Origin of the sequence: Chryseobacterium sp. SN22, assembly GCF_008329705.1 — a bacterium.
Taxonomy (GTDB): domain Bacteria; phylum Bacteroidota; class Bacteroidia; order Flavobacteriales; family Weeksellaceae; genus Chryseobacterium.
The window spans coordinates 33936-60217 of the sequence record NZ_VTSX01000015.1; the positions used below are offsets into that span (position 1 = coordinate 33936).

Consider the following 26282-nt stretch of genomic DNA (forward strand, 5'->3'; position numbering starts at 1 on the left):
TTTTTATTTTTAATTTATTAAAGATTTTATGGCATCCAATCCCTTGGCTATTTCATCGGTAATTTCTTCTTGCAGGGCAATAAAATCAATCTGCTGATCTTTTTTGGCTTCCCATCGCAAAGCGGTTTCTGCCAGCTTCACCAATCCCGCCGTTCCGGCCGTGCCCCTTAGTTTATGAAGGATTTTCCCTAATTCGCCAGCGTTCTTTTCCGCGACAACCAATCTGATGTTATTCTCTGCCTGGCTGAGCTCACTCATAACCAGATTTAAAAACATCTGTTTAAAATCCTCATCATCTCCGGTCTGCTCATGCAGCAGGTTCATATCGATATAACCATTATTGCTTACCGTATCCTGGGCCTCTTCATGTCCCTGGGTCAGATATTTCGTGAGCATTTCCAACAGGTCGGCCTGACGGAGCGGCTTAGGAAGAAAGTCATCCATTCCCGATGCCAAGCATTTTTCTTTTTCTCCGGCTATCGTTCCGGCAGTCACTCCGATGATGGGTACCTCCGCATAACCCGGCAGCTGCCGTATTTTTCTTGTAGCTTCCATGCCGTCCATTACCGGCATCTGCACGTCCATCAGGATCAGCGAAAAATCCCGGTTTTGGCATTGCTCCCAGGCCTCCAGTCCGTTAATGGCTTCGGTAAGCTGCACATCAGGAATCAGGGAGATCATCATTTTATGGTTCAGGATCATATTGACCGGATTGTCATCTACCAGCAGCACATGTAGTTCCGGTATCTGTAAAACAGGTTCCTGCTTTTCCTGCGGGAGCATTCCAGGAATTTCCTTTTCGTTGTTTTCCACCGCTCTTCTCAGGGTTCTGTACAATTCTTCTGATTTGATAGGTTTCAGCAGAAAATAAGAATTTTCTTCCTGACGGAAAGAATTGATGACATCATGTTCCTCCGAGGAAGTGTGGAGAATGACCAGCGGCGAGGTCTCGTCCTGTTTACTGAATAAAACTTTGATTTTTTCTATAGTTTCCAGCCCTGAGATTACCGGCATGTGATAATCCATAAGGATAATATCGAAACGTTCACCGGACAGTAAGATCTGTAACGCTTCCATACCGTTAGCCGCTAATTTCGAATCAATATTTTTATAGGCCAGCATATGCTGAAGGATAATCCTGTTGGCTTCATTATCATCTACTACCAGGGCTTTTTTAATTTTCAGTTCTTCATCGCCATTTGCTTCAGAAAGTTCGTAAGGCACTTCAATGTCAAAATAAAATACGGAACCTTTGCCAGGAATGCTATTCAGTTTAAGATGGGTTCCCATATAGCCCAGGATATTGTTGGAAATCGTTAACCCAAGGCCTGTTCCGCCGTATCTTTTACTGATCGAGCTATTTTCCTGCGTAAAAGCATTGAAGATGTACTGCTGTTTTTCTTCTGCAATTCCAACACCGGTATCGCGGACGGCAAACCGGAGCACAATTTTCTCTCCGTCTATATTCAGCTTTTCTACTTTAAGCTCGATCTCGCCCTGTTCCGTAAACTTCACGGCATTTCCTAACAGATTAATCAGGATCTGCTTTAGCCTGGATTCATCGATCCATAAAGTTTTAGGCAGACCGGGCTCAATATTCAGTAATAACTCGATGTTTTTCTTCTGGGACTGATAAAGGATGACATTGATGACCTGGTTAACCAGATCATACACATTGCATTTTTCGATGACAAGCTCCATTTTACCGGATTCTATTTTAGAAAAATCGAGAATATCATTAATGATGGTAAGTAGATTTTCGCCTGATTCGTTAATGTAATTAAGGTATTGTTTCTGCGTCTCATTGAGCGGTGTTTTCAGCAGCAGGTCTGAGAAACCGATTACCCCGTTCAGCGGTGTACGGATTTCATGGCTCATATTGGCTAAGAATTCCGATTTCGCCTTGCTTGCAATATCGGCCATCTTCTTGGCTTCCTTAAGTTCGTTGTTGGTTTTTATCGTATTTGTAATATTCTGTACGGAAACAATGACTCCGCCGATAACACCATCTGACAAATACCATGGCCTTACTTCAAGGGTATAATGCTGAAGTTCTTCCTGATGACTTACCGTAAGGGTGAAATCCTCATTTTTATAAGCTTTGCCTCTTATGGCATCCCGGTAGATGGTCCGGATTTCATCGGAAACGTTTGGTGAGACGGTAAAGATATTTTCACCTACAAGCTCCCGGCCGTTCATATTGAACTCGTCTTTCCAGCAGCTGCTCGTCGCCAGGTAATTCAGATTCCTGTCAAACATCGCTACGGCAACCGGCGCATAGGTTATGAAAGACTGCAGCATGGCCTCTTTTTTCGAAAGTTCGAGGTAAAGCTTTTTAAATGCATCGATATCCTGAATTATTCCGAACACCCTGGTGCATACCCCGTTTTCAAATTCAGGGATTGCTTTTACCCGTACCCAGATCATGACGCCGTCCTGTCGTACCAGCTGAAATTCTTCATCGTATGCGATTCCTTCCGATACCGCCCGATTGAATAAAAACCCTACCCTGGCCTGATCTTCTTCCCGGTAAAAACGCACCGCTTCCTCGAATTCAGGCTGATAGCCGGCTGCTACCTTGTGGATTTCTTTTGTGGTCTCGGACCAGAATACGGACTGATTGTTCAGGTTTACTTCCCATCCACCGACCTGTGCTGTAGCACTGGTTTGCTCCAGTATTTTTTTCGTATAGACAAGATCTTCTTCAAGCAGCATCCTTTCCGTTATATTCAATGCAGTACTTAAGACATAAGGATTTCCTTCCTTATCGATTTCCACACGGTTGTGGTACATCCAGACCAGTTCTTCTCCTTCCTTTGTTTTCAGGATCATCGTTCCGAGATGTTCCTTATTCTCGTTTATATGCTGAAGATACTCCTGAAGGTGCTTCCGGTTTTTTTCAGGCACCAGGTCTCGTAAATTCAGACCCTGTACTTCTTCTTCAGAATAATGAAGGGTTTCTCTTCCTTTTTTATTCACTTCGAGAATATTGCCTTCCATATCATGCATGCTCATCAAGCCGATTGCATTTTCAAAAAAGCGTCTGAAACGGCGTTCGGAGCTTTCCAACTGCCTTTTTTCCTCGATATGCTGGGTAATATTATTTCCGAAGCAAAAAATTTCAGAATGGTTATGGTTGCGTTTCATATACCATTCGATGATAACTTTATGCGTATTGTTTATTTTTGAAGAAGTGGTGACCATCAGTTCTTCATCATTGCCGGGAAAACGTTCTATCTTTTCCTGAATCCCGTCAGGCTGATTTCCAAGAAGTTCCAGAAAGTGTAGTGCCGTCACCTGGCTTGTGTCTATTTTAAAAGCCTCTTCAAAAGCAGGATTAATATCCTTCACCATCAATTTATCATTCAGAACGCAAATCGGGTTATTTGAAACATCAAAGATCTGCTGAAAGTATTCGGCCTGAATATTTTTCTTTTTTGCGATGAGCAGTTTGGTAACGGCTTCTGCTAATTTTTTAAGCGTAGCAATCTGTTCCCCGGATAAGTTTTTGGGTTCATTATTCAGGACGCACAAGGTACCGAGGGCAAATCCTTCTTCATCCATAAGCGGTACTCCCGCATAAAAGCGGATCCCGGCTTCAAGGATCACTGCACTGCCGGAAGACCGCTCATCAAGCAGGGTATCCTGAATGATTACCATCTGTCCGGTAGCCACGGGATAATGACAGATCGCATCTTTACGGTCCAGAACATCCATCGAAGCACCGATGCAGCTTTTGATGGTGTGGGTATCACTCTCCATAATAGCAATAAATGAAATCTGGCAGCCTGAAATCAGGCGTGCCGTTTCCGTGAAAATATCAAGCTGAGGATCCTTGGACAGGTTTAACAAATCTAAAAGCTGCAGTCTTTTGATCCGTTCTTTTTCGTTAGCAGGAACCGGATAATTATTCATATTATTAAAGCATAAATCATTATAATGATAAATATAATAAGAAAATGAATACAAAAAATATTTTTTAAAGAAACACATACCTCATTTCACAAAAAAGTGACTAAAGGGATTTGCGGATAATTCCGAACCGTATTTCCTCTATTCGGAAGAGATGGCAGGCCTCCTTAATTATCAGACCTTTCAGAACCCAGCTAATCTTATGATTATGAACCCGGTAAATTAGATCAGGAAACTTTATCAGACGAATATGTAAAAAAATATTGTAAATTTATTTTTATAATTCAAAAAAACATTCTATATTTGCACCCACAAAAAACAAGGTAATTCTTGTTAAAGATGACCTCAATCGGGGCGTAGCGTAGTCCGGTCATCGCGCCTGGTTTGGGACCAGGAGGTCGCAGGTTCGAATCCTGCCGCCCCGACTTAAAAAACACTTTAGGGTGCGTAGCTCAGCTGGATAGAGCATCTGCCTTCTAAGCAGACGGTCAAAGGTTCGAATCCTTTCGCGCTCACTTTAAGCCTTACAACTTCTGTTGTGAGGTTTTTTGTTTTGAAATGATGATTTAGCCGGATAGAGCATTCGATTCTTAGAATCATTCCAGAAACGGGATCGGGATCGGTTGTAAAATCAATGGATTCAGTGAATAAATAAACCTAACGGATTTTTGAAACCTGTTAGGCTTATGAGCGTTACTTTACATCTTTTTACTGACCTTTTATATGTTATCGACCGTACAACAATTCAGATTGAATAAAGTTTAAAGCGTCTTTATATTCATCATCGGACCAATAACCAATTTCTATTTGTTTTTCTTCATTCCACAATACTATTTTTTCGCATACGGGATCAAGCTGAATACAAAAGAATTCTGATCGTTAGTGTATATAGCACAACTGTCTTCCGTCTGAATATCAATGCATTGATAATACTGAAGATTGCTGAAAACATCAGGAAATCGTTGTTCGATTTGTCTGTAAAGATCTTTTCCGAAACCTGAATAACGCCTTCCGGCTTCTTCAAGGTTTTCAGGAATAAATTCTTCCATTGTTCCAAGCATAGCATTTCCGCATTTGGGAATTTAATATTTTTTAATCCGTGCAAAAGGTAAACTCTCACATCCGGCTTAGCTTTGCATACATCTCCAGGCTGATGAATTTCCCGTCTTTTATTTCGCAGTCTCTCATAATGCCTTCGAGTTCAAAGCCCAGCTGAGCCATTACTTTTTTGCTGTTCCTGTTTTCCGTTTCTACAACGGCTTCGATCCGGTGCACCGACATCTTTTGGAAAGCATATTCGCAGGCGGCCCGTCCGGCTTCCCCGATGATTCCGGAGCCCCAGTAGTCGGGCAGCAGCCAGTAGCCCATTTCGGTTTTCCGGTGTTCCTGATTCCGGTTGTTGAATCCGACGGCTCCCAGAAAGGTTTGATCCTGCCTGTTGCAGACCGCCCACCAGAGCCCTTTTTCTTCTTTCTCGATCTTGGTAAACCAGTCCATCTGCTCCTGAGTGGCTTCCACACTGCCGTAGCTTACTCCATAATGCCTGATGACCTCCGGATGTGACAATCCTTGGTATACCGATTCGATATCATCCGGCCGGAACCTTCGCAGCACGAGCCTTTCAGTGGTTAAAACCGGGAAAACATATTCATCGTCCTGGCCTGTATGGTTTTTCATAGCCCTGTTCTGTAGTTAACCGGTTTATCTAAGTCGATAGGCAGTTCCGTCCCAAAGATAAGTTTTTGAAGCTTTCTTCTTCTTTTCACGGTCATGTTCATCTTTTTCCATTTCCTCCATCTTATAGATGAATGCATTGGGAATTCCGCCTTTATCATTGGGGAAAATAAATTCTTCATGATGGTAGTAGACATCGGCATCCCCAACGCTCATCAGCTGAGGCAGGGCAACGAGTTTCTTACCGGTAACTAAAATATATTGGTCGTACCCGGGAATTCCGCATGCTTCCCCGGAAACAGTGGCTTTTAAGGTAAATTCGACATTTTTGAGTTTGTGATTGCTTTCTACCGTAAAATTTCCGTAGCTCAAACTTTCTCCCGAGCCCGTTTCAAAGGAAATCTCATCAATTACAGCATTTCCTTCCATCATCCTGACGGCAGCGATGTTCTGCTGAATGGCTTCGGCGGGAAACTGAGGATCCTTTTTGGTGATGGTTTTTGTAAGACCCAACAGGAAATCATAGCCATTTTTATTCCGGTAGCCTGTACAGAGGCTCCCGCCCCAAATATAACCTTCGGAATTCCGGCCGTTTTTATTATAAGAAACTTTGTACCAGGAAGCAGCCCTTTCGCCCAACTTCAGGACCATTTTTTCTTTTTTAAGGATCAAAACCGGCTGATTAGCCTTCAGAGAATCCAGAATCTGCGCATTTACCTGGGGAGACTGGCGGATCCTCGCACCGTCGGTAAATATTTTCTGCGGTTTGTTTTCTTCGAAATTAAAAATTCCGTCGGCATACATTTCTTCCTGCGCAAACAGGAATTGAACGGTAAGCAGAAATAAAGCGGTAAAAAAGGTTTTCATATTAATATTTCGGTGGTATTTATTTTTCGAGGAGCAGGCTCACCCATTCTTCCCGCTGCAGCTGCTTTTTAAGCTCCAGTCCGTTTTCCTTGCAGACTTCCAGGATATCGTCCACATCGAAGAAGCACAATCCGGAAAGCAAAAGCTTCCCTCCGTTGTTCAATACGGTCACGTAGGTCGGGATATCGGAAATCAGAATGTTTCTGTTGATGTTGGCCAGAATGATATCGTAATTTTCCTTTCCTAAGTTTTCAGCGGTTCCCAATTCGATGTCCAGCTCTACGCTGTTCCGGGCGGCATTTTCTTTTGAATTTTCCACCGACCATTCATCGATATCGATGGCTTTGGTTTCTCCGGCTCCGTTCTGCCTGGCATAAATGGCCAGCACGGAAGTCCCGCAGCCCATATCCAGCACTTTTTTATCCTGAAAATCAATATCCATCATCTGCTGGATCATCAGGTGGGTCGTCGGGTGATGCCCCGTCCCGAAAGACATTTTCGGCTGGATCACGATTTCGTGCATTCCCGGAACCGACTCGTGGAATTCAGCACGGATCAGCACTTTATCATCGATGTTGATCGGTTCGAAGTTTTTCTCCCACTCTTCATTCCAGTTGATGTTGGGCATTTCTTTGAAGGTATATTCGATTTTTACCTCTTCATTCTGAAAAATCGGCAGTGCCCTGAGTTCTTCTTCATTAAAAAGGTCTTTCTGGATATATCCTAAAATCCCTTCCAGCTCTTCCGTGAAACTGTCGAAACCGATCTGGATCAGTTCGGCCATCAGTATTTCGTTCCACGGCTGAAGCGGTGTAATTTTGAAATCGAATTCTAAATAATTTTGCATGTGACTAATTTGCTGCAAAAATAAATATTTAAAAATTGAATTTTTAAAATTGCCGGATTAAATTGCGGATTGAGGTTTTTGACGGTTTTAGAAATGAAGTACGCTGGATATGAATTTGAGATCTCTAAGACCCATCAGAGTCAGATGGCGACACTTTAAAAATATTTCAGAACACATCGTAAAGAAAAATCAAAAATTTTCAAAGAAATCCATACTAAATTTTCCGGAAGATTCTCTAACACCAAATTGAGATCCTACAGGATAAACAAACAAGGCGGTTAAACTTTTGATTTAGCCCACACCAACGCAATCAACATGAACAAACATTCGTAAAAATCCTTGCACATCCGCGGTTACCAAAAGTATATCACCTTTAAACATCCAGCTTTCAACCTTTAAACAGAGCAGCGCAATGATCCGTAAAATTCCGTGAATCTGTGGGAGCATTGATGTGGCGCGTGTTGACTTATTTCTTATACCAAATTTCCCCACCCATGTCTTAGCCCCGATTGCCGTGGAAATCCTTTTTTGAAAAAAAAGATTGCAACAGAAAGCGGGAAAAAGCTCCGAAAAGACATATGATCGATGATTGATTTTTATAGAATTCTTGTGTTTAGTAAATCATCTGCAATAAAAAAACGGACCGAAGCCCGCTTTGATATACGATCAGGTTCTTAGATAGAAATTTGAACCCAAAACTTTAAACCAATTACGGATTCGTAGAAAAAATAGAACCGTTGGCGATTAAAGCACGTCTGTTCATTTTCAGGATATCCCTTACCCATTCGGCGAAATCTTCCGGCTGAAGGACTTTTTCAGGGTTTCCATCGGTTAATCCGCCCTGGATCGACATATCGGAAGCTATGGTGCTCGGCGTTAAAGTAATAACACGGATGTTCTGCTTTCTCCATTCCGCCATCATGGATTGCGACAGAGAGACCACTGCTGCTTTTGAAGCTGCATAGGCCGACATGTTCGGACCTCCCTTCAGACCGGCCGTTGAAGCTACGTTTACCACGTCGCCTTCTCCTTTTGCTTTCATGAACGGATAGGCCGCTTTCGCCGCATAATACACCCCGAAAAGATTGGTCTTAATCACCTGTTCCCAGGTTTCGGAAGGCATTTCTTCAATGGACCCAAAGTCGCCGATACCTGCATTGTTAATAAGGATATCGATGCCGCCCAGCTGTTCTGCTACCAACTCGATTCCTGCCTTTACCTGGATCTCATTGTCTACGGAAAAAACCGCATACGTTGCGTTTACACCGAACTTTTTGATCTCTTCAACCGTCATTTTGAGGTTTTCTTCGTTTCTTCCCGTGATGGCCACGTGTACGCCTTCGGCAGCCAATGCTAAAGCCACTGCTTTTCCCAGCCCTCTTCCGCCTCCTGTAACGATGGCATTTTTTCCGTTTATATTCATTTTTTAGAATTTTTTATTCCTGACAGCAAATTTACAAAAGATGATCCGGAAATACGGCTCTTCAGCGATATGGTGACGATTGATATAATAAATTTTTAAGGTTTAGATTTAGGTTTAACATAAACCCAAAGTAGAATAGGCTGGAAGAAAGAAGCTGAAAGCCGGAAGCTTCTCTTGTCGATATTACTATCAAAGGCATCAGTTAAATCATTTGTTACTGATCAATAGAAATTGATTTAAAATCCTGATCACCAAATTGAACTCCGATCTTTCATTTAAATAAACGGCTGAAAATAATAAAATACAGTTAAATTCACCTTAGATTCAGGTTAAAAATTAAAACCGACCCAAAAGCGGGCCGGTTTCGTTGAAAGTATAGTAATAAATGAAAATTAAGGAATCAAGATCTGGTTCTGGACCTCGAACTCCTCTGTGGAGGAGAACTTGTTTCCATACATATCCGTTGCTTTTACTTCAACTTTATGTTTACCAAGGGAAAGTTTTTTAGGGAACTCCCCTGTCCAGATGTGCCGGGACATTTCCGGGTTGGAAGGCCTTCTGCCCGCCAACATGGTCTGCGTAGTATCCCATTTGAAAACCGACATGGCAAAGTTCGGATCTACTGTTTCGTCATACTGCATGTCTTCCCATTTTCCACCATCTATTCTGTATTCTACCTTGTCTTTTTTGCTTCCCATGAAGAAGTTAGCCAACACTTTGGCAGAAGTTTTTGAAGGGAAAGGAACCACTTTCGGCACGTACAGGTTGATCTGGTAATCCTCCGGTTTTCCTGCAGTCTTGTATTTTACTTTATATTCGTTATCGCTGAAGCTGATGAATGAATATCCTTTGGCCGTCCCGTCCCTCATGGTAGAAGTCGGCAGTCCAAGGTCATCCGAAGTTCCGGACCACCAGTCGCCGCAGGTTGTCCCGACATTGTATTCGTGAAGGTCTTTAGAACCGTTCCATCCGGCTTCTCTGCCATAGAACAGCTGCTGCTGGATGTGGGTGTGCGCCGATAAAAGCAAAGCATTTTTAAAAGGAGCCAGGTTATCGAATAATTTCTGACGGTCGGCATTCCTGAAGTTGTCTTCGTTCTTGTGGTCCAAAGGAATATGGAAAGAAACGACGATGAGTTTGTTTTTATCCACCAGTTTAAGGTCGTTCTCTATAAACTGAAGCTGATCTTCGCGGAAACCTCCCCAATAGCCTTTTCCGTCACGCGGATCCGGATACAGAATGTCGTCCAGTACGATGAAGTGAACATTTGCGTAGTTGAAGGAATAGTTGGCCGGGCCGAAATTGGATTCAAACGTTTCGTCGGAAAGCATATCTTCTTTTGCATCGTAATTCATGTCGTGATTTCCCATCACGTTATACCATGGCAATCCCACTTCTTTCATCACATCGGCATAAGGTTTCTGCAGGCTCAGGTTATCCCCTACCAAATCCCCGAGACTGATTCCCAACACGGCATTTTTCTTTGTATTTTTCACCTCGTTCACGATGGCTCTCCTGAAATAATCCAGCTGCTTTTCCGTGTAAGGCTGCGGATCCCCGAATACCAGAATATCGAAATTTTTGCTTTCATTCTGTTTGTGCAGGGCAAAATTGATTTCTTTCGGAAGTTCTCCGGTAGGGGCCGAACCTTTATATTTAAAATCGGCCGGCGACCCTTTCGGTTTATACTGGTAGTAATATTGTGGAAGGTTGTTCCCGTTTACGGGCGTCATGTACCCGGAAGGTTTGATCACGAAGATGGTCTGTCCGTCCTGAACCGGCAGGCTGTACCTTCCGTTTTTATCGGTAAGGACTACCTGGGCGCCATTGGAAACGGCTACGCCTTGAATTCCTTTTTCGCGGTTTTCTTTTTTCTGGTTTTTATTACCGTCTTCATATACATATCCCGAAACGGAAGCCTGGGAGAATGCCATAGCTGAAATCAGCATGCAGGGCATTAAAAATTTTATATTCATTTTAATCTTAATTAGTTTGTTTATGGCTGCTGGTTTTAACGCTATGTCCGCAAAGAGCCTTCTTCAAAAACCGTTGATGCTTTTCGTTTGCAAAGGTGTTGACACTCAGCAATGGGTTGATAATATTTAATGAATGCTATTCTTTTAATTATGGTTTATTCCACCACATTTTTACGTTGATGTTGTCGCCACCCATCTGCTGAACGGCAGCCTGGTAATTGTTGGTGTTCAATACCCTCGGATTTGGCGGATACATGAGTCTTGACGGCATAACTCCGTTATTCAGCAGTCCTCCGTTGTTCGGCAGTACTGGGAATCCGGTTCTTCTTTTTTCAAACCACTGCTGCTGGTCGACGAAAAACAGAGCAACGTATTTTTGAAGCATGATTCTTTCTAAAGTTCCGTTGTACGCGACATTCGCATTGGTGAAATAATTGGCCGGCATGGTGGCTCCCCATTGTTCGATACTGGCCTTTACCCCGCTTTCATAATAACTCTGGGCACTTCCCGGAATAATCCCTTTAAAGGCGAGTTCCGAAAGGATAAACTGAAGCTCGGCATAAGGAAATACAAGAATATTAAGCGGAGCCTTGGAAAGGTTCTGGTTCATATTAGACGGCTGGTAATCGAAAGTAGTGCCGTAAGCATAGCCTGACGGAGCGCCTTTATACCCAATGTTCGCATTGGCAAGATTCTTTGCCTGGCTGAAAAACAAAGCCATTCTCGGATCATTATTCGCTTTTAAAGTTTCCACGAAGAATGCAGATGCGGCTCTTCCGGTTGTAAAATCCTGAGGCCTTGTAATCGGCGGCAGAAGCGGAGCAACACCTGTTACCCCTACTTTTGCCGTTTCCGAATTACTCTGGAAAATAGGATAAGCCGTCGGATTGCTGACAATTTCCTGGATCCGCTCTTTTACATTCACTTCGCCGTCCTTGCTAAGGATCCGGGTTAACAAACGCAGCGAAAGCGAATTACAGAATTTTTTCCAGTTAGCGATCCCGTTTACGTCACTTTCCGCTTTGTAGAAAAGATCCGGGCCGCCTAGTGTTTTGGTTGTGATAAAAAGGGAATTGGCGGTTTTCAGATCGTTCAGCAGCTGTACATAAATATCTTTCTGACGGTCGAATTTCGGCTGGGAAATATTGTCTTCCAAACTGGAAGCTTCGTAAAACGGCACATCTCCGTACGTATCGGTAAGATTGGAATAAATCCAGGCATTCAGTACCATTGAAATGGCCAGGTAATTCGGATCATTATCTCTTTCTGCGGCAACCCTCATGTCTTTCACCTGTTTAATCCACTTGTAGCTATTGTTCCAGAATCCCGCACCTGTATTTTCGGTAATATTGTACCGGCTGAGCGTATTCCCTTCGTTCGGAAAATCCAGTGAAACCTGCATCAGATCGAAAGTGAAATCATTAGCCCTCATGTAATTTACGGCAGACATATTATACTGTACCGGTACCAGGAGCTTTGAAGCGACCGATTCGCTGATCTTGCTGTTGTCGGTATTTACCTCATCAAGGGTTCTGCTGCATGAAACCGGAATACAACCGATTCCTGCAACCAATATGATATTTAAAAGTAATTTTTTCATGTTGTAAGATTTTAGAATTTAACATTAAGCTGGATTCCCACGGTTCTTGCTGTCGGCAGCTGCCCGATTTCCACGCCGGGAGTGATCTGGCTGTCGTTCAGGGTGGCGGCTTCCGGATCGAAGAGCGGGAATTTCGTCCACATCCAAAGGTTTCTTCCGAATAGAGCTAGGGTAAGATCGGTGAGCTTCAGCTCTTCGGTTATGCTTCTCGGGAAAGTATAGGAAATCCTTGCGTCCCTGAGTTTGATGAATGAAGTATCGAACGTATTGGTTTCCACATTGGCTCTTCTGTAGTAATCGCCGTAATAAGTTGATAATAAAATAGCTTTGGTATTAGGTGAGTAGGATCCGTCCGGATTCTGTACAACACCGTTTCCGACAATCATTCCGTTCGGGTTTTCCCTTCCGGCTAAGGTGTGCTCCAGTTTTCCCTGCTCGGTCATTTTGTGGTGGGACTGGGAATAGGCCATTCCTTTATACTGCCCGTCGAACGAGAAGCTTACCGTAATTCCTTTATATCTGAATTCATTCTGAAGCCCTGCCCTCCATTCCGGATAGGCGTTTCCGATTCTTTTCATCTGGGTCGGTTTTGCCGTTAATCCGTCTGTTGAATTAAAGATCACCTGTCCATCCGGGGAATACATCAATCCGTACCCATACATATCTCCAAGGGAACCGCCGACATACGCATTAAAGTATACCACTCCGCCTACACTTCCCATGGTGTAAGGTTCACCGTTGAATTCTTCCGGGAGGGAAAGGATTTTATTACGGTTCATCGACCAGTTGGCATTCACGGCCCATGAGAAATTCTTGTTCTTCACCGGGAAAGCATTCAGCGTAACTTCCAGTCCACGGTTTCTTACTTCACCGGCATTGATGACTTTGCTGCTGAAGCCTGTTTCCCAAAGCGTCGGAATCCTGACAATCTGATCTTTGGAGTTGTTCTGATAGGCGGTAACCGTATAATTCAGCCTGTTTTTCAGGATCCCGAATTCCATTCCGGCTTCAATACTGGTAATCATATTGGGACGGAGGTTCGGATTCGGATATAAAGACGGAGATTCTACGGATCCCTGAAAATCGCTGTTGTTATAGTATTTAATTAATTGATAAGGATCGGAATCGTTTCCTACTCTGGACCATGAGGCTCTCAGCTTCCAGAAGTTGAAACGGTCTGAAGTCAGCTTAAAGATATCGGAAAGGATAAAAGAGGCAGCCGCCGAAGGATAGAAATAAGAGCGGTTCTCTTCCGGAAGCGTACTGCTCCAGTCGTTTCTTGCGGTAAGATCCAGAAATATTTTATTCTGGTAACCTAATGATGCCAAAGCATAGGCACTGTTTACCTGCTTGTCATTAGGTCTGGCAAATTTTGAAATATTTGCGATTCCGTTCGGTAAGGTATAAACTCCCGGCTTCAAAAGCCCTTCTGCGATATAATCATTCATTACATATTCCATATACCGGATATTTCCCCCGGCCGATGCACTGAAATCGAAATCGCTGAACTTGGTTTTATAGGTAAACAACACGTCATTGTTCATGTCCATCAGCTTTACGTACTGCTCCCTGTACATTCCCTGCAGGTAATTGGCGGAGTTCCAGGGCCTTTTCTGGGTACGCAGTTCATTGGTCAATTCCATTCCCGAGCGCACCATCACTTCAAAATTTTTGGTAATCTTATAATTAAGATTTGCATTTCCTGTAATGAAATTTTTATCTACCCCGTTCAGCATTTCGTAAGCGATGAGGTAAGGATTATCGATAAAGGAACTGAACGGGTGAACCTGCTCCACCTGGTCTTTTCCTGCTTTCCAGATCGGCCGGTACCACGAAAGATCTACATTCGGGTTCTGGAAGATCATGAAGTAGGAAATCGACTGGTTGCTGTATCCCGTTGCCGGAAGGTTATCACTTTTCGTTTTGCTGTAATTGAACTTGATACCGACCTTCAGTTTTTCATTGAGTTTATGATCTACGGAGAAAGCGGCAGTGAATCTGTCGAAACCGGTATTCGGCATCATCCATTCGTTTTTCAGATAGGTTAAGGAAGATCTGAAAGATGTGCTTTCGTTGGAAGCTTCAAGTGCGATGTTATTGGAAAAGGTAGCCCCGGTTTCCCAGAATCCTTTGATATTATCTTTATAAGGTCTCCATAACTGACGTTCCTTGCTTTGTCCTTCTACGGTAGGATCATACTGGAAAAAGGACTGCCCGGCAAACTTAGGCCCGAATGCGCTGCTGGTAGAACCGGTGTTTACTCCGTCTGCCGATGCTCCGTAAGAATAATAGAAGTTTCCTTTGGCATCTTTCTGAAGCGTTCCCTGCCCATATTCATACTGGTAATCCGGCCATTTCAGCACTGTATCGTAGCTTGAATAGGAATTTAAAGTCACCTGTACTTTTCCCTTCTTGCTTTTTCCTGATTTGGTGGTGATCATAATGGCTCCGCCAGCTCCCCTGGAACCGTAAAGCGCGGATGCGGTAGCTCCTTTCAGTACGGTAATGGATTCGATATCATCAGGATTAATCGTATTGATCCCGTTTCCGTAATCGATCGGAAGATCCGCTTTCGAACCTGCTCCGTATGCGGAATAACCGGTACCGGTGGTATTATTATTCAACGGAATCCCGTCTACCACCACCAAGGCATTATTCTGGTCGGGGTTCATGGAGATATCCCCTCTCAGCTTGATGATCGAACTGCCCAGTGGCCCGGCTCCTGCCGTCTGGATTTTCAGCCCGGCTACCTTTCCTTCCAATGCCTGGGACCAGTTGTTATTCTGGGTTCTCAATAATTCTTCGGACTTAATGGTTTCTGCTACATATCCCAAAGACCGGTCACGTCTTTTGATCCCCAAAGCGGTTACGACCACTTCGTCAATGTTTTTAATGGTGTCTTTTTTTACCTGATGCTGGGCTGCCATTTCTACACTGACGAGTCCTAATAATGATAAGATGAGTACTTTCTGTGTTGCTTTACGCATATCCTTTTTGTTTGCGCAAAAATAGAACGACATTATGAGTATCGCTTTAACATGCTTTTAACAGATATTAAAGGATTATTAAACGCTATATTAATTTATATTTAACAACACAATATACATTTTTGGTTAACAACAGGTTAAAATCATTACGGATTTTTAATATGATAAGATGGTTTTATTTACCTATTTTTATTGTCTTTTCTTGGGATAATAAAATATACCACAGATCTACCACAAAGGCTTTTCATTCAGGAATTAATCTGTATTTAAGCATGAATCCGAAGTATAATAGCTGGAAGAGGGAAGCTGGATACCGGAGGTTTTGCCATTGCTTAGCTTTTTTATTTTTCCGTTTGATAATCATTAATATAATCATATTTACTTTACATAAGCAAAACAGCCTGTCTCAAATGAGGCAGGCTGTTTTCAGCTAAATATAACCGGGATTATTTTTTAAGCTGATCCGGGATATTGGTGGTAATGAACCCGATCCCCTGCTTTTTCAGTTCGTCTGCAATGGCAATATCATTTACCGTCCAGGCATTGGTAATCAGTCCCAAAGCTTTTGCATCGGCAATCCAGGTCGGATTCTTCTGGAAAATGCTGTAATGGTAATCGATTCCGTCCAGTCCTTCATCCTTGATCTGCTCCGGAGAAAGTTCCCCTTTCAGATACTGTACTTTAAAAGAAGGCTCCAGCTTTTTGATTTCCTTACAGATATTCAGGCTGAAAGAAATGAATTCACATTGGGCTCCCAGCTTCATATCTTTAATCATTTTAATTGTCTTTGCCGTCAGCTCATCTTCTTTCTCCTTCGTCTTGTCCGGCTTTATTTCAACGATCAGTTTCAATGCCTTGTCTTTTTTCCCCTGCTTCAGATAATCTTTCAAGGTAGGAAAATCTTCGCCGTTAGATAGTTTTACTTTCTCCAGCTCTTTAAAATCGGTTTCGGAGATTTCCATTTTGGCGTAGTGTTCGTCATGGTTTACGACCAGAATCCCATCCTTCGTCATCCGTACATCGAATTCGGAACCGTAGATCTTCAACTTCTGTGCATTCTCCAGCGACTTCAGCGAATTTTCCGTTATCGGCGGCTGGGTCTGCCAGTACCCTCTGTGGGCGATAACCTGGGTTTGTGCCTTCATAACCACTGTGCTTAAAACTGCTAACCCTAAGATAAAATTTTTCATATTATAAATTAAATATTAAACTAAAAAGCTTTTCAACTTTCAGATAAAGGTATATAAATTTAAGAGAATGGTCAATTTTGCTTCGTCAGTGAATGATGATCATTTAAAATAATTTGATCCATTCAAATAAGAAAACAACAATGACCATTCACCTCTCACATTCTTAGAACGTGTATTTTGCTCCGATCTGGATCTGGTACGGGTTTCCGTTCAGCGGTTCCAGTCCGCTCGTATTCAGGTTGTATTTGAACTGCCTGGTCGTCTGGTCGAATCCGGTAATACTGTAAAGCGACATGTTGCCGTAGGATTTGTTGACGCCCCATTCTTTATTCAGCAGGTTCGCCACATTGAAAATATCCACCGAAAGCTCGAAAGCTCCGATCTTCTCAAATTTGATCTTCTTTGCAACACGCACGTCCCAGATTCCGTAGAAACCGTTCTTTCCGCCGTTTCTTTCCGCAATTTCATTGTTGTAATCTGTAATATAATTTTTCAGTGCCGTTCCTACTTCAGGATTATCGATCAGGGTTTGCGTAAGGTTCGGGAAAATATACGCCAGGTCATTGGAATCCACGAAATCTCCGTTTACATTCCCTCCGGCAAGTACGGAGAAACGCGTTCCGCCCATTCCGGCATATCTGATCCCTAAAGTAAACCCAGCAATCGTCGGTGAATTTCCGTAGATCACCACTTTGTTTCGGAACTGGTTATCGGAATACGACATTCTCAGGTTTCTCGGATCGCTGGCTACCGGTGTAGATAAAGTCGCCGAGTTGGCCACATTTCCATTATAAGACGTATTGTCTTTAATATCGGCCCAGGTATAACTTGCCGTGATTTCCCCGTCTTTCCAATACCGGTAGCTGGTGTCTACCACAAAGGAATACTGGTTTACTTTTCCGTCGCTCACGAGTTCCAGAACCCGTCCGAAGTTTTTATTGATTCTTCCGTCCTTCCAGTTCAGGGTTCCGTTGGCAGCAATGGTTGCTGCCGGCACAAAAACGCCTCTTCCACCTTCGTTGGCTAAGTTAAAATCTGGGTTGGCCACCATATTCCGGTCGTAGTAGAAATAATTGTTTCTTCCCAAAGCCATGTAAGCAGCAACCCCTGCCCTGAATCTTTCGTTAAAGAAGTGCGTATACGATACGTTCGCTTTGTATACCACCGGGATCTTGGCATCTTTTCCGGTGTAATTGATGGTCGGAAGCTGGTATTGGGACAGCGTAGGTACCGTTCCGTAATCATTTCTATAGCTATTGAAGTCCGGAACAGGAACATCTTTACCGGTTACATCTACCGTTGCCAAATGCCTACCATCAAACACCAGGTTATTGATAATCATGTAATTGTTGATATCCGATGAAAATATCCCGGCTCCGAATTTTAAGAAGTCTTTATTTCCTTCGTTGATATTCCAATCGAACTGGAATCTCGGCTGGACAATGAATGATTTAATCTGGTTATCCGTCCGGATTCCCATTTCGTCATACAGCTTCTGGTTCAGTCCTGCTTTCGGATAACCGCCGTAATCCAATCGTAAGCCGGCCATCAAATCCAGTCCTCTAGCCACTTTCGTCTGGATCTGCCCGTATACCCCAAGGTTGTAAATATTCGATTTAACGGACGGATCATCCATCAGAGGAACTTCCCTGTAAAAACGGTACGCGATCTGGTTGTTGAAATTATACAGGTTATCTCCGTTCTGTGTAGGGTTTTCCCTGAAATGGAACCTTCCGTTCACTTCGCTTCCGTATACCGATCTGGCCATCGTATACATCAGATCCGCGCCAAAAGTGTATTTGATTTTATCGGTATTGTAATATAAATTGTCTACCAGCTGGAACACATTGTTTCTGAAGCTTTCCTGGGCAAAACGGTGGCCTCCGATCTGGATATTGGTTGCCCGGTCTTTGCCGTCGATCTTGCTTACGATATTTTCAACGATGGCTCTGGGTACCGGATGCCCGAGCTGGTCGTTCTGGTAGCTGTCCTGGAACGTGTACAGATATTGTGCCTTCAGTTCATTCGTTAAATTAGGCTTCAGGTTCGACCTTAGGGTAAGTAATAAACTGTTGTCCAGGTTTTTATCATTTCCATACGATTCATAAGCCGTGATGGCCGTATTGTCTGCCAACCCGATTTTGTTCAGATCGTAAGTGAAATTGTTTCTTAAGGTCAACAGGTTTTTCTCATTGATCTGCCAGTCCAGACGCAGAAAAGCGGCATCGGAATTTCTTACCTTATTAAAACTTCCGAACTGAGGGCTGTTGGAAACTCCGTATTTTGCCCTTGCCACATCCAGGAATTTATTTAAAGTCGCCGTCGTGGTATTCAGCCTCAACTCATCCTCATGCGATTGGATGTCTGCAATCTGTAATGGCCGGGAATCCAGCTGATGGTCCCATGCAACGAAGAAGTGCAGTTTGTTTTTAATAATCGGCCCGCCTAAGGAGAAACCGAACTGTGAAGTTGAGAAATCGACGTTTCTCTTGTTTCCGCGAATGTCATAAGGACTGGAAAGCCAGTTGGTTCTTAAATATTCCCAGGCACTTCCGGAGAATTTGTTGGTTCCGGATTTTGTAACGGCACTGATGGTTCCGCCGCCGCTTCTCCCCAGGGTAACGTCATATTGGTTGGTAGTTACTTTAAATTCACGCACCGCTTCAATGGAAATGGAAAACGGGGCACCGCTCCGGCTGGTCGTAGCTCCTGCAGAAGTGGGGTTTTTAGCTGTCATCCCGTCGATGGTAAAGTTTGTGGAAGAACCCAGTTGCCCGGAAATACTCCCGTTTTTACCGCTTAAAGGGGATAGTTCCGCAAGATTGGCGAAATTCCTTCCGTTCACCGGCAGGATTCCCATGTTTTTTGTAGTGATCGCGGTAGCCGCTCCTAAATTTCCGATTTTATTTTTGAGGTTTCCTACGACGACCACTTCTTCGATGGATTTTTCACTGGCAAGATCAAGGTTTACGGTTACCTGGTCGCCGAAGTTGACGTTGTAGCCTTCCCTTTTCTCGTCATTCACTATAATGGTATAAGGCCCGCCCAAAGGAATTTCCTTAAAGATATACTCACCTCTTGAATTGGTTTCCGTTTCCGTTTTAAACCCGGTGGATTCATTCACAATCGTTACTTTCACCTTTTCCTGAGGGGCTTTCCCGGTACCGGTTACTTTCCCGGTAATGGAAGCCTGCGTAGTCTGTGCATAGGCCAGGGTTCCAAAACTCAGAAATAACAGTCCCAATACAATTTTTACTCTTTTCATATTTTTCAAATTAGCTGCATGCAAAGGTATCCTGACTTGGCGAACCCTTTGTTTAAGGGAGTTTTAACATTTTTTAAACTTTATGGGAACATGATGTTAAGTAAATTTTAACCCCGGATTTATCCGAAAGATAGTCAGCCGGTTGAAATATGTTACGTATTTTTAATTTTCTCAGAATGGGTAATTGTCTTATTTTTTACATCGGATTTAGCTATTTTTGCTGAAAAGATAGAAACCCGATGTCCGACAATATCCAACAGAAAATAGAAGACCTCCGCAAAGAACTTCACCAGCATAACGAAAATTATTATCTCCTTGATATGCCGACGATTTCAGACTATGATTTCGATATGCTGCTGGAGGAGCTTCGCGACCTGGAAGCCAAACATCCCGAATTTTATGATGAAAATTCCCCTACGGTACGCGTAGGCGGCGGCATTACCAAAGTGTTTCCGACGATACAACATAAATTCAGAATGTATTCTCTGGACAATTCCTACGATTTCGACGATCTTGAAGACTGGGAAAAAAGAATCATCAAAACCACCGACGGGCCTGTGGAATTCGTTGCCGAACTGAAATACGACGGGGCTTCGATTTCCATCCTGTATGAAAACGGAAAGCTGGTACAGGCCGTTACCCGGGGCGACGGTTTCCAGGGTGATGAAATTACAGGGAATGTCCGCACCATTTCTGATATCCCGTTGAAGCTGAAAGGCGATTTTCCGCAGCATTTTTTTATGCGGGGCGAAATTTATTTAACCCGGAAAAATTTTGATAAGATCAATAAACAGCGTGAAGAGGACGGATTGGATCCGTTTATGAACCCAAGAAATACGGCCAGCGGCAGCCTGAAAATGCAGGACAGCGGCGAAGTACGAAAACGCGGACTGTCTTCGGTATTGTACCAGTATATTTCAGAAGAAATTCCTGCAGAATCCCACTGGGAGCTTCTTGAAAAAGCCAAGTCCTGGGGCTTCAAGATCTCTCAACAGGCCAGGCTGTGCAAGACCATGGCTGAAGTAAAGGAATTTATTACCTTCTGGGATCTGGAAAGACACAATCTGCCGTTTGAAATTGACGGGATCGTTCTGAAAGTAAATTCATTAAAACAGCAGAGGCAGCTCGGATACACGGCAAAATCCCCGCGATGGGCGATGGCTTATAAGTTCAAAGCCGAAAAGGTAGAAACCCAGCTGGATAAAGTGACCTATCAGGTCGGCAGAACGGGAGCGATCACCCCGGTGGCCAACTTAAAACCGGTCTTATTAGCCGGAACCATTGTAAAACGGGCATCGCTGCACAACGAAGACATCATCAAAAAGCTGGATCTGCATGAGCACGATTTTGTTTATGTAGAAAAAGGCGGCGAGATCATCCCGAAAATCGTTGCCGTGAATCCGGAAAAAAGAACGGAAGACAGCAAAGAAATCGAGTATATCAAAAACTGCCCCGAATGTGGCACGGAGCTGGTAAAAATTGAGGACCAGGCGATCCATTTCTGCCCGAACGAACTGCACTGCCCGCCGCAAGTTGTCGGGAGAATGATCCACTATGTTTCTAGAAAAGCTTTAAATATAGAAAACCTTGGAAGCGAGACCATTGAACAGCTTTACAGGGAACGGCTGATTGAAAATCCTGCAGACTTCTACGCCCTGACCAAAGAACAGCTTCTGCCATTGGAAAGGATGGCGGAGAAATCGGCCCAGAATATTATTTCAGGGATTGAAAAATCAAAAGAAATCCCGTTTGAAAAGGTATTGTACGGGATTGGCATCAAGCATGTCGGCGAAACCGTCGCCAAGAAGCTGGTGAAAAATTTCCCGACCATCGACGAGCTGAAAAATGCAACCGTCGAAGAACTTTGCCAGGTGGAAGACATCGGCACCAAAATCGCCGTTAGCCTCTACGATTTCCTGCATAATTCCGAAAATATCCTGATGCTGGAGAGATTGAAGTCTTACGGCGTTCAGCTGGAAAAAGGGGAAAGCACCAATGAAGTCCTGTCCAATGTTCTGGATGGAAAAACCTTCCTTTTCACCGGGAAATTATCCCTGTTTACGAGGGAAGCCGCAGAAGAAATGGTGGAAAAACATGGCGGAAAAAATATCTCAGCCGTTTCCAAAAACCTGAACTACCTTGTGGTGGGCGAAAAGGCCGGCAGCAAGCTGAAAAAAGCCCAGAGCATTGGAACTATTGAAATATTGGATGAGCAGCAGTTTCTGGATCTGGTGGAGAAACAGTAAATTCAGAAAAATATTTATATCTAAACCATTGGAATTAATTTTCAATGGTTTATTTTTGCGCTTTAAAAAAAAAGGAAAAACTTGTTTGTAACCATGAAGAAAATCTATTCAGTCATTTGTTTAATGATGCTTGCTGTATTTCAGGCACAGATTGTAAATATTCCAGATCCCGTTTTTAAGGCAAAATTACTCGCAGCAAACAATACCAACGGATTTGCACTAAACAGTGCCGGTAACAGTATAAGAATTGATGCCAATTACGATGGCAATATACAGTTATCAGAAGCACAAAGTGTAGCAACATTATACATGTCAAACAATTCCATTGTAGATATGACGGGTATCAACTCTTTTACCAATCTAAAAACATTAGGTATCAGCTATAATAAGTATACTAATTTAACCCTAAATCTTCCTCAATTAGAATCTCTAAATACCTGGTCTGATTATCTGACCTCTATTGACATTTCTTCTTGTCCAAAATTAAAAACTTTATATTTAGGTTTCAATGCAGCCAATCTGGTTGTTAACAGTAATTCTGTAACCTATCTGAATCTTATAGGAACCAATAATCTTCAGACGGCTAATCTTCAAGGGCTTCCTGCATTAAAAGAGTTGCTTATACAAAATGGTCCCGGAATTCAAACCGTAAACGGATCTAATATGGCCAGCCTCGAAGAAGCATTCATTTCTTATACACCTTTTTTATCGAATATCAATTTTACAGGATCGCCACAATTTAAAAAGCTGACCCTGCTTACTACCGGCCTTCCTATTCTCGATCTCACCAATTATACAACTCTTCAATATGTAAGTGGTCAGGCCAATTCTTTTTCCAATGTAATTCTAGATGGCTGCAGCTCGCTTATTAGCGTAGGTTTACCATTCAATAATATTTCTAACATAAGCCTAACCGGTGCTTCTGCATTAACAAATTTATATTTAATCAACAATAACCTTTCCTCTTTGGTGGTAAATAATCATCCTAATCTTCAGAATATCGATGTATCAAATAATCAAATTTCATCTTTAAGTTTGAATAATTTACCGGAACTTCAAAATCTCGATGTCACATCCAATCAGTTGTCAAGTCTTGATTTTTCTACGTCCGTAAGCCTCAAAAAAATCATTTGTTCCAACAATCACCTGCCATATCTTAATCTTAGTATGCTGCCTAATCTTTTAAGGCTGGATTGTGATTATAACGATATCATCAATCTCGATTTATCCAACAATCCTGATCTTACAAATATTAAATGTAATAATAATCCCGATCTTGAACAGGTTCTACTAAAAAACCAGGCCATGAATTATGTTTCTTCAACAGTTCTTTTTCCTAATCCTAAGCTTCAGAATATATGTTGTGATGATTTTGAAATGAATCAATTTGCAAATTACGTATCAGCACAGGGTAATCCCACTACAAATGTGAATAGTTACTGCTATTTCACTCCGGGTAACTCCAAATATACGTTCAGCGGAAATATAAAATACGACAGCAATAACAACGGTTGTGATATAAATGACCTTAGCAGAGCATTTCAGAAATTTAATATTACCAATGGAACAGTCTCCGGCAGCATTATGGCCAATAATTCGGGGAATTATTCGGTTTCTGTTCCGGCCGGAGTTCACACTGTGACTCCGATCTTGGAAAACCCGGCTTATTTTAACATTTCACCTCCTGCTTTTACAGCCAATTTTCCAACACAGACCAGCCCTCTTACACAAAACTTCTGTTTAACGGCAAACGGCATACACAATGACCTCGAAGCAGTAATCATTCCGCTTATGGCGGCACGTCCCGGATTTAACGCAACCTATAAAATCGTTTATAAAAACAAGGGAAACACGACACAATCCGGAACGGTTTCATTTAATTATAATGATAATGTGACTGATTATTTATCGTCAATGGTAACTCCGAATTCACAATCCACAGGATTGCTAAACTGGAATTTCACGAATCTTCTTCCTTTTGAAACAAGAGAAATCGCAGTGACTTTAAAACTGAACACCCCCATCCAGACTCCCGCTTTAAACGAAGGCGATATTTTAAACTATACAGTGCAGGTAAACAGTGCTGCTGATGATACGCCTTCTGACAATATATTTACATTGAATCAGACGGTTGTGAATTCTTTTGATCCAAATGACAAAAGCTGTTTAGAGGGAACTACAATTTCACAGATAAAAGTCGGGGACTACGTTCATTATCTGATTCGGTTTGAAAATACAGGAACGGCAAATGCACAAAACGTTATAATAAAAGACGTTATTGACGTTTCCAAATATAATGTATCCAGTCTGATCCCGCTGAATGCAAGCCATAACTTCGTTACGAGGACAACGAATCCGAATGTTGTGGAATTTATCTTTGAAAATATTCAGCTGCCATTTGATGATGCGAATAATGACGGATATGTTTCATTTAAGATCAAAACAAAATCTACCTTAAATGCCGGAGACAGCTTCAGCAATCTGGCAAAAATTTATTTTGATTATAATGCGCCGATTACAACAAATACCTTCACAACAACCGTGCAGAACGTACTGGCTACTGCAGAAACCGGTAAAGAAACCGGCAACATTGCCATTTATCCGAATCCGGCAAAAGACGTCCTAAATATTCAATCCAAAAATAAAATCATAAAAGCTGAAATCTATGATGCTGCGGGAAGGGTTATGATGGCTGTTCCGGTTAAAGGAAACACTGTCGGTGTTTCTGAGCTTGCCAAAGGAAATTATATCGTTAAATTATCGACAAAGGATCAAACATTCACTCAGAAATTTATTAAAAACTAAATTTAATTGTTATCATAAGCAAAGACTGTCTTTCATAAGGCAGTCTTTTTTTTAGCTGTGTTCAAAAGTATACAGCGCATCGGAAATCTCAGCAGCAAATCGCCCGTTATTATTTTCGAAGTAATAAAACCCTTCTTCCAGAAACACCGTATTTTTCCTGATCCATCCGGAAAATTCAGTATGCACCGTCTCATCGAAATCTTTAAAATCATTTTTCCGGCCGATAAAGTCCTGATAATAAAACTGAATGAAGTCGACATAGATCACAAACGTATTCCCGGCAATCTCTACGGGCCAATGCTGCAGCAGAACTTCGATAGTTCCCGTTAATGCATAAAATCCGCAGAAAAAACTGCTATCGAAACAAGAATGGTGTGCAAGAATATGTTTCCACCACGCGATAAGGAAAGCGGTCACTGCTTTCTGCTCTGCGGATTCCCAACTTTCCCAACGGCCGTATTTCAGCTTGCCCAGCACCGTTGAAGCATGAATATTGAGTTCATCACCACGCATCAGTTCCAGGATGCGGGGCAGGAAATGCTTAAAATCATTCACATTACCCCAGGTCGTCATCGCTTTGAACGCATATCTCGACAGGTCTTCTCCCTGTAATTCCCTGAGATGCATGCTGTAAATCTTTTCCTGATCGGCATCCGACACACAGCACGGACAGCCGGTGATGTGTGTCTTTAGCCCATATCCTGAAAATACGGCGTACAGGTTTTCAACAGCATCATTTAGCTCCTCAGGAATCATTTTATCGTCTAATTTTAAATCTAATATACCTCATTTTAAATCTTTACGAAAGAATTATCGTAACTTTAATAAGTAAGATTTTAACAATGGAATTTCTAAATGACCATTCGATTCAGAACGAATTGCTGCTTATTTTCATTTCCGTGGTTCTCGGAATTATTATCGGTGCGGAACGCGAATACCGGAACAAATCGGCGGGGCTGCGCACGTTCATCCTGATCTGTTTCGGCTCCTGCCTGTTTACTATTCTTTCTGTCAAGATCGGTGTTGATGACCCCGACCGGATTGCTGCCAACATCATTACCGGAATCGGTTTTCTTGGGGCCGGTGTGATCTTTAAAGGCGATAACAAAATTGATGGGATCACTACGGCAACAACGATATGGGCAACGGCTTCCATCGGAATGGCCGTGGGTTCAGGTTATGTTTACCTTGCCGTTCTGGGGACCCTTCTGGTGCTGGTGATTTTAAGTTCACTCACCTATTTTGAAAAGCTGATTGATCGCGAACATAAAATCCGCGAATATAGAATAACGGTTGCCAGTCATCATGACCTTATGCATTGTGAAACAATTTTTAAGAAATATAATTTACGGTTCATGATTTCAAAACAGAAATACGAGGAGGGAGAACTCACCACTTCCTGGATCATTGTCGGAAAAAATGCACAGCATCAGGCTTTAACGGAAACCTTAATGAAAGAGGAAAAAATTATCAGTTATCAATTTTAATAA

At 42.6% G+C, this 26282-nt stretch carries 15 protein-coding genes and 2 tRNA genes; 5 read left to right on the forward strand and 12 right to left on the reverse strand.

Features of this window, described 5'->3' with window-relative positions; all coding sequences use genetic code 11:
* Nucleotides 1–9: 9 nt before the first annotated feature.
* Nucleotides 10–3915 carry a response regulator gene (locus FY557_RS11475; RefSeq protein ID WP_149247388.1) on the reverse strand — a complete coding sequence of 1302 codons (3906 nt, stop codon included), beginning with the start codon at nt 3913–3915 and terminating at the stop codon, nt 10–12.
* Nucleotides 3916–4262: 347 nt separating this feature from the next.
* Between FY557_RS11475 and FY557_RS11480 the strand changes: the two genes are divergently transcribed.
* Nucleotides 4263–4337: transfer RNA gene (locus FY557_RS11480), tRNA-Pro, on the forward strand.
* A gap of 16 nt (nt 4338–4353) precedes the next feature.
* Nucleotides 4354–4427, forward strand: a tRNA-Arg gene (locus FY557_RS11485).
* A 315-nt stretch (nt 4428–4742) separates the two neighbouring features.
* On the opposite strand, the gene FY557_RS11490 is transcribed toward FY557_RS11485, so the two are convergent.
* The 10 genes from FY557_RS11490 to FY557_RS11535 form a co-directional block, all read right to left on the reverse strand.
* A complete protein-coding gene (locus FY557_RS11490; protein WP_149247389.1) occupies nt 4743–4961 on the reverse strand; it encodes a hypothetical protein in 219 nt (72 codons plus the stop codon).
* A 67-nt stretch (nt 4962–5028) separates the two neighbouring features.
* The gene (locus FY557_RS11495; RefSeq protein WP_149247390.1) at nt 5029–5589 is read right to left on the reverse strand and encodes a GNAT family N-acetyltransferase; all 561 of its coding nucleotides are present in this window, start codon (nt 5587–5589) and stop codon (nt 5029–5031) included.
* Nucleotides 5590–5613: 24 nt separating this feature from the next.
* Nucleotides 5614–6453: an SH3 domain-containing protein gene (locus FY557_RS11500; protein WP_149247391.1), complete on the reverse strand. Its 840-nt coding sequence runs from the start codon at nt 6451–6453 to the stop codon at nt 5614–5616.
* A 19-nt stretch (nt 6454–6472) separates the two neighbouring features.
* On the reverse strand, nt 6473–7300 hold the full coding sequence (prmA, locus tag FY557_RS11505; protein ID WP_149247392.1) for a 50S ribosomal protein L11 methyltransferase: 828 nt from the start codon (nt 7298–7300) through the stop codon (nt 6473–6475).
* A gap of 709 nt (nt 7301–8009) precedes the next feature.
* Complete coding sequence (locus FY557_RS11510) at nt 8010–8723, reverse strand: 3-ketoacyl-ACP reductase (protein WP_149247393.1); 714 nt, start codon at nt 8721–8723, stop codon at nt 8010–8012.
* A 392-nt stretch (nt 8724–9115) separates the two neighbouring features.
* Nucleotides 9116–10699, reverse strand: a complete 1584-nt coding sequence (locus FY557_RS11515) for a calcineurin-like phosphoesterase C-terminal domain-containing protein (RefSeq protein WP_149247394.1) — start codon at nt 10697–10699, stop codon at nt 9116–9118.
* A gap of 148 nt (nt 10700–10847) precedes the next feature.
* Nucleotides 10848–12299, reverse strand: a complete 1452-nt coding sequence (locus FY557_RS11520) for a SusD/RagB family nutrient-binding outer membrane lipoprotein (protein WP_149247395.1) — start codon at nt 12297–12299, stop codon at nt 10848–10850.
* 11 nt (nt 12300–12310) lie between these two features.
* Nucleotides 12311–15286, reverse strand: a complete 2976-nt coding sequence (locus FY557_RS11525; protein WP_149247396.1) for a SusC/RagA family TonB-linked outer membrane protein — start codon at nt 15284–15286, stop codon at nt 12311–12313.
* A 446-nt stretch (nt 15287–15732) separates the two neighbouring features.
* Nucleotides 15733–16476 (reverse strand): glycerophosphodiester phosphodiesterase, encoded by a 744-nt coding sequence (locus FY557_RS11530; protein WP_149247397.1) that lies wholly within the window; start codon nt 16474–16476, stop codon nt 15733–15735.
* 163 nt (nt 16477–16639) lie between these two features.
* Nucleotides 16640–19741: a TonB-dependent receptor gene (locus FY557_RS11535; protein WP_149247398.1), complete on the reverse strand. Its 3102-nt coding sequence runs from the start codon at nt 19739–19741 to the stop codon at nt 16640–16642.
* A gap of 239 nt (nt 19742–19980) precedes the next feature.
* Between FY557_RS11535 and ligA the strand changes: the two genes are divergently transcribed.
* The gene (ligA, locus tag FY557_RS11540) at nt 19981–21987 is read left to right on the forward strand and encodes an NAD-dependent DNA ligase LigA (protein WP_149247399.1); all 2007 of its coding nucleotides are present in this window, start codon (nt 19981–19983) and stop codon (nt 21985–21987) included.
* A 93-nt stretch (nt 21988–22080) separates the two neighbouring features.
* Nucleotides 22081–24792 carry a T9SS type A sorting domain-containing protein gene (locus tag FY557_RS11545; protein WP_149247400.1) on the forward strand — a complete coding sequence of 904 codons (2712 nt, stop codon included), beginning with the start codon at nt 22081–22083 and terminating at the stop codon, nt 24790–24792.
* A 51-nt stretch (nt 24793–24843) separates the two neighbouring features.
* Here FY557_RS11545 and FY557_RS11550 read toward each other — a convergent pair whose 3' ends face one another.
* On the reverse strand, nt 24844–25548 hold the full coding sequence (locus tag FY557_RS11550; protein WP_149247401.1) for a hypothetical protein: 705 nt from the start codon (nt 25546–25548) through the stop codon (nt 24844–24846).
* A gap of 86 nt (nt 25549–25634) precedes the next feature.
* Here FY557_RS11550 and FY557_RS11555 point away from each other — a divergent pair, with 86 nt between their 5' ends.
* Nucleotides 25635–26279 (forward strand): MgtC/SapB family protein, encoded by a 645-nt coding sequence (locus tag FY557_RS11555; RefSeq protein WP_149247402.1) that lies wholly within the window; start codon nt 25635–25637, stop codon nt 26277–26279.
* The last annotated feature ends 3 nt before the right edge of the window (nt 26280–26282 follow it).

Bases quoted from the DNA above. Each gene is read 5' to 3' on its own strand.
- FY557_RS11475 (WP_149247388.1), bottom strand. From the start codon at position 3,915: ATGAATAATTATCCGGTTCCTGCTAACGAAAAAGAACGGATCAAAAGA.
- FY557_RS11490 (WP_149247389.1), bottom strand. From the start codon at position 4,961: ATGGAAGAATTTATTCCTGAAAACCTTGAAGAAGCCGGAAGGCGTTAT.
- FY557_RS11495 (WP_149247390.1), bottom strand. From the start codon at position 5,589: ATGAAAAACCATACAGGCCAGGACGATGAATATGTTTTCCCGGTTTTA.
- FY557_RS11500 (WP_149247391.1), bottom strand. From the start codon at position 6,453: ATGAAAACCTTTTTTACCGCTTTATTTCTGCTTACCGTTCAATTCCTG.
- prmA (WP_149247392.1), bottom strand. From the start codon at position 7,300: ATGCAAAATTATTTAGAATTCGATTTCAAAATTACACCGCTTCAGCCG.
- FY557_RS11510 (WP_149247393.1), bottom strand. From the start codon at position 8,723: ATGAATATAAACGGAAAAAATGCCATCGTTACAGGAGGCGGAAGAGGG.
- FY557_RS11515 (WP_149247394.1), bottom strand. From the start codon at position 10,699: ATGAATATAAAATTTTTAATGCCCTGCATGCTGATTTCAGCTATGGCA.
- FY557_RS11520 (WP_149247395.1), bottom strand. From the start codon at position 12,299: ATGAAAAAATTACTTTTAAATATCATATTGGTTGCAGGAATCGGTTGT.
- FY557_RS11525 (WP_149247396.1), bottom strand. From the start codon at position 15,286: ATGCGTAAAGCAACACAGAAAGTACTCATCTTATCATTATTAGGACTC.
- FY557_RS11530 (WP_149247397.1), bottom strand. From the start codon at position 16,476: ATGAAAAATTTTATCTTAGGGTTAGCAGTTTTAAGCACAGTGGTTATG.
- FY557_RS11535 (WP_149247398.1), bottom strand. From the start codon at position 19,741: ATGAAAAGAGTAAAAATTGTATTGGGACTGTTATTTCTGAGTTTTGGA.
- ligA (WP_149247399.1), top strand. From the start codon at position 19,981: ATGTCCGACAATATCCAACAGAAAATAGAAGACCTCCGCAAAGAACTT.
- FY557_RS11545 (WP_149247400.1), top strand. From the start codon at position 22,081: ATGAAGAAAATCTATTCAGTCATTTGTTTAATGATGCTTGCTGTATTT.
- FY557_RS11550 (WP_149247401.1), bottom strand. From the start codon at position 25,548: ATGATTCCTGAGGAGCTAAATGATGCTGTTGAAAACCTGTACGCCGTA.
- FY557_RS11555 (WP_149247402.1), top strand. From the start codon at position 25,635: ATGGAATTTCTAAATGACCATTCGATTCAGAACGAATTGCTGCTTATT.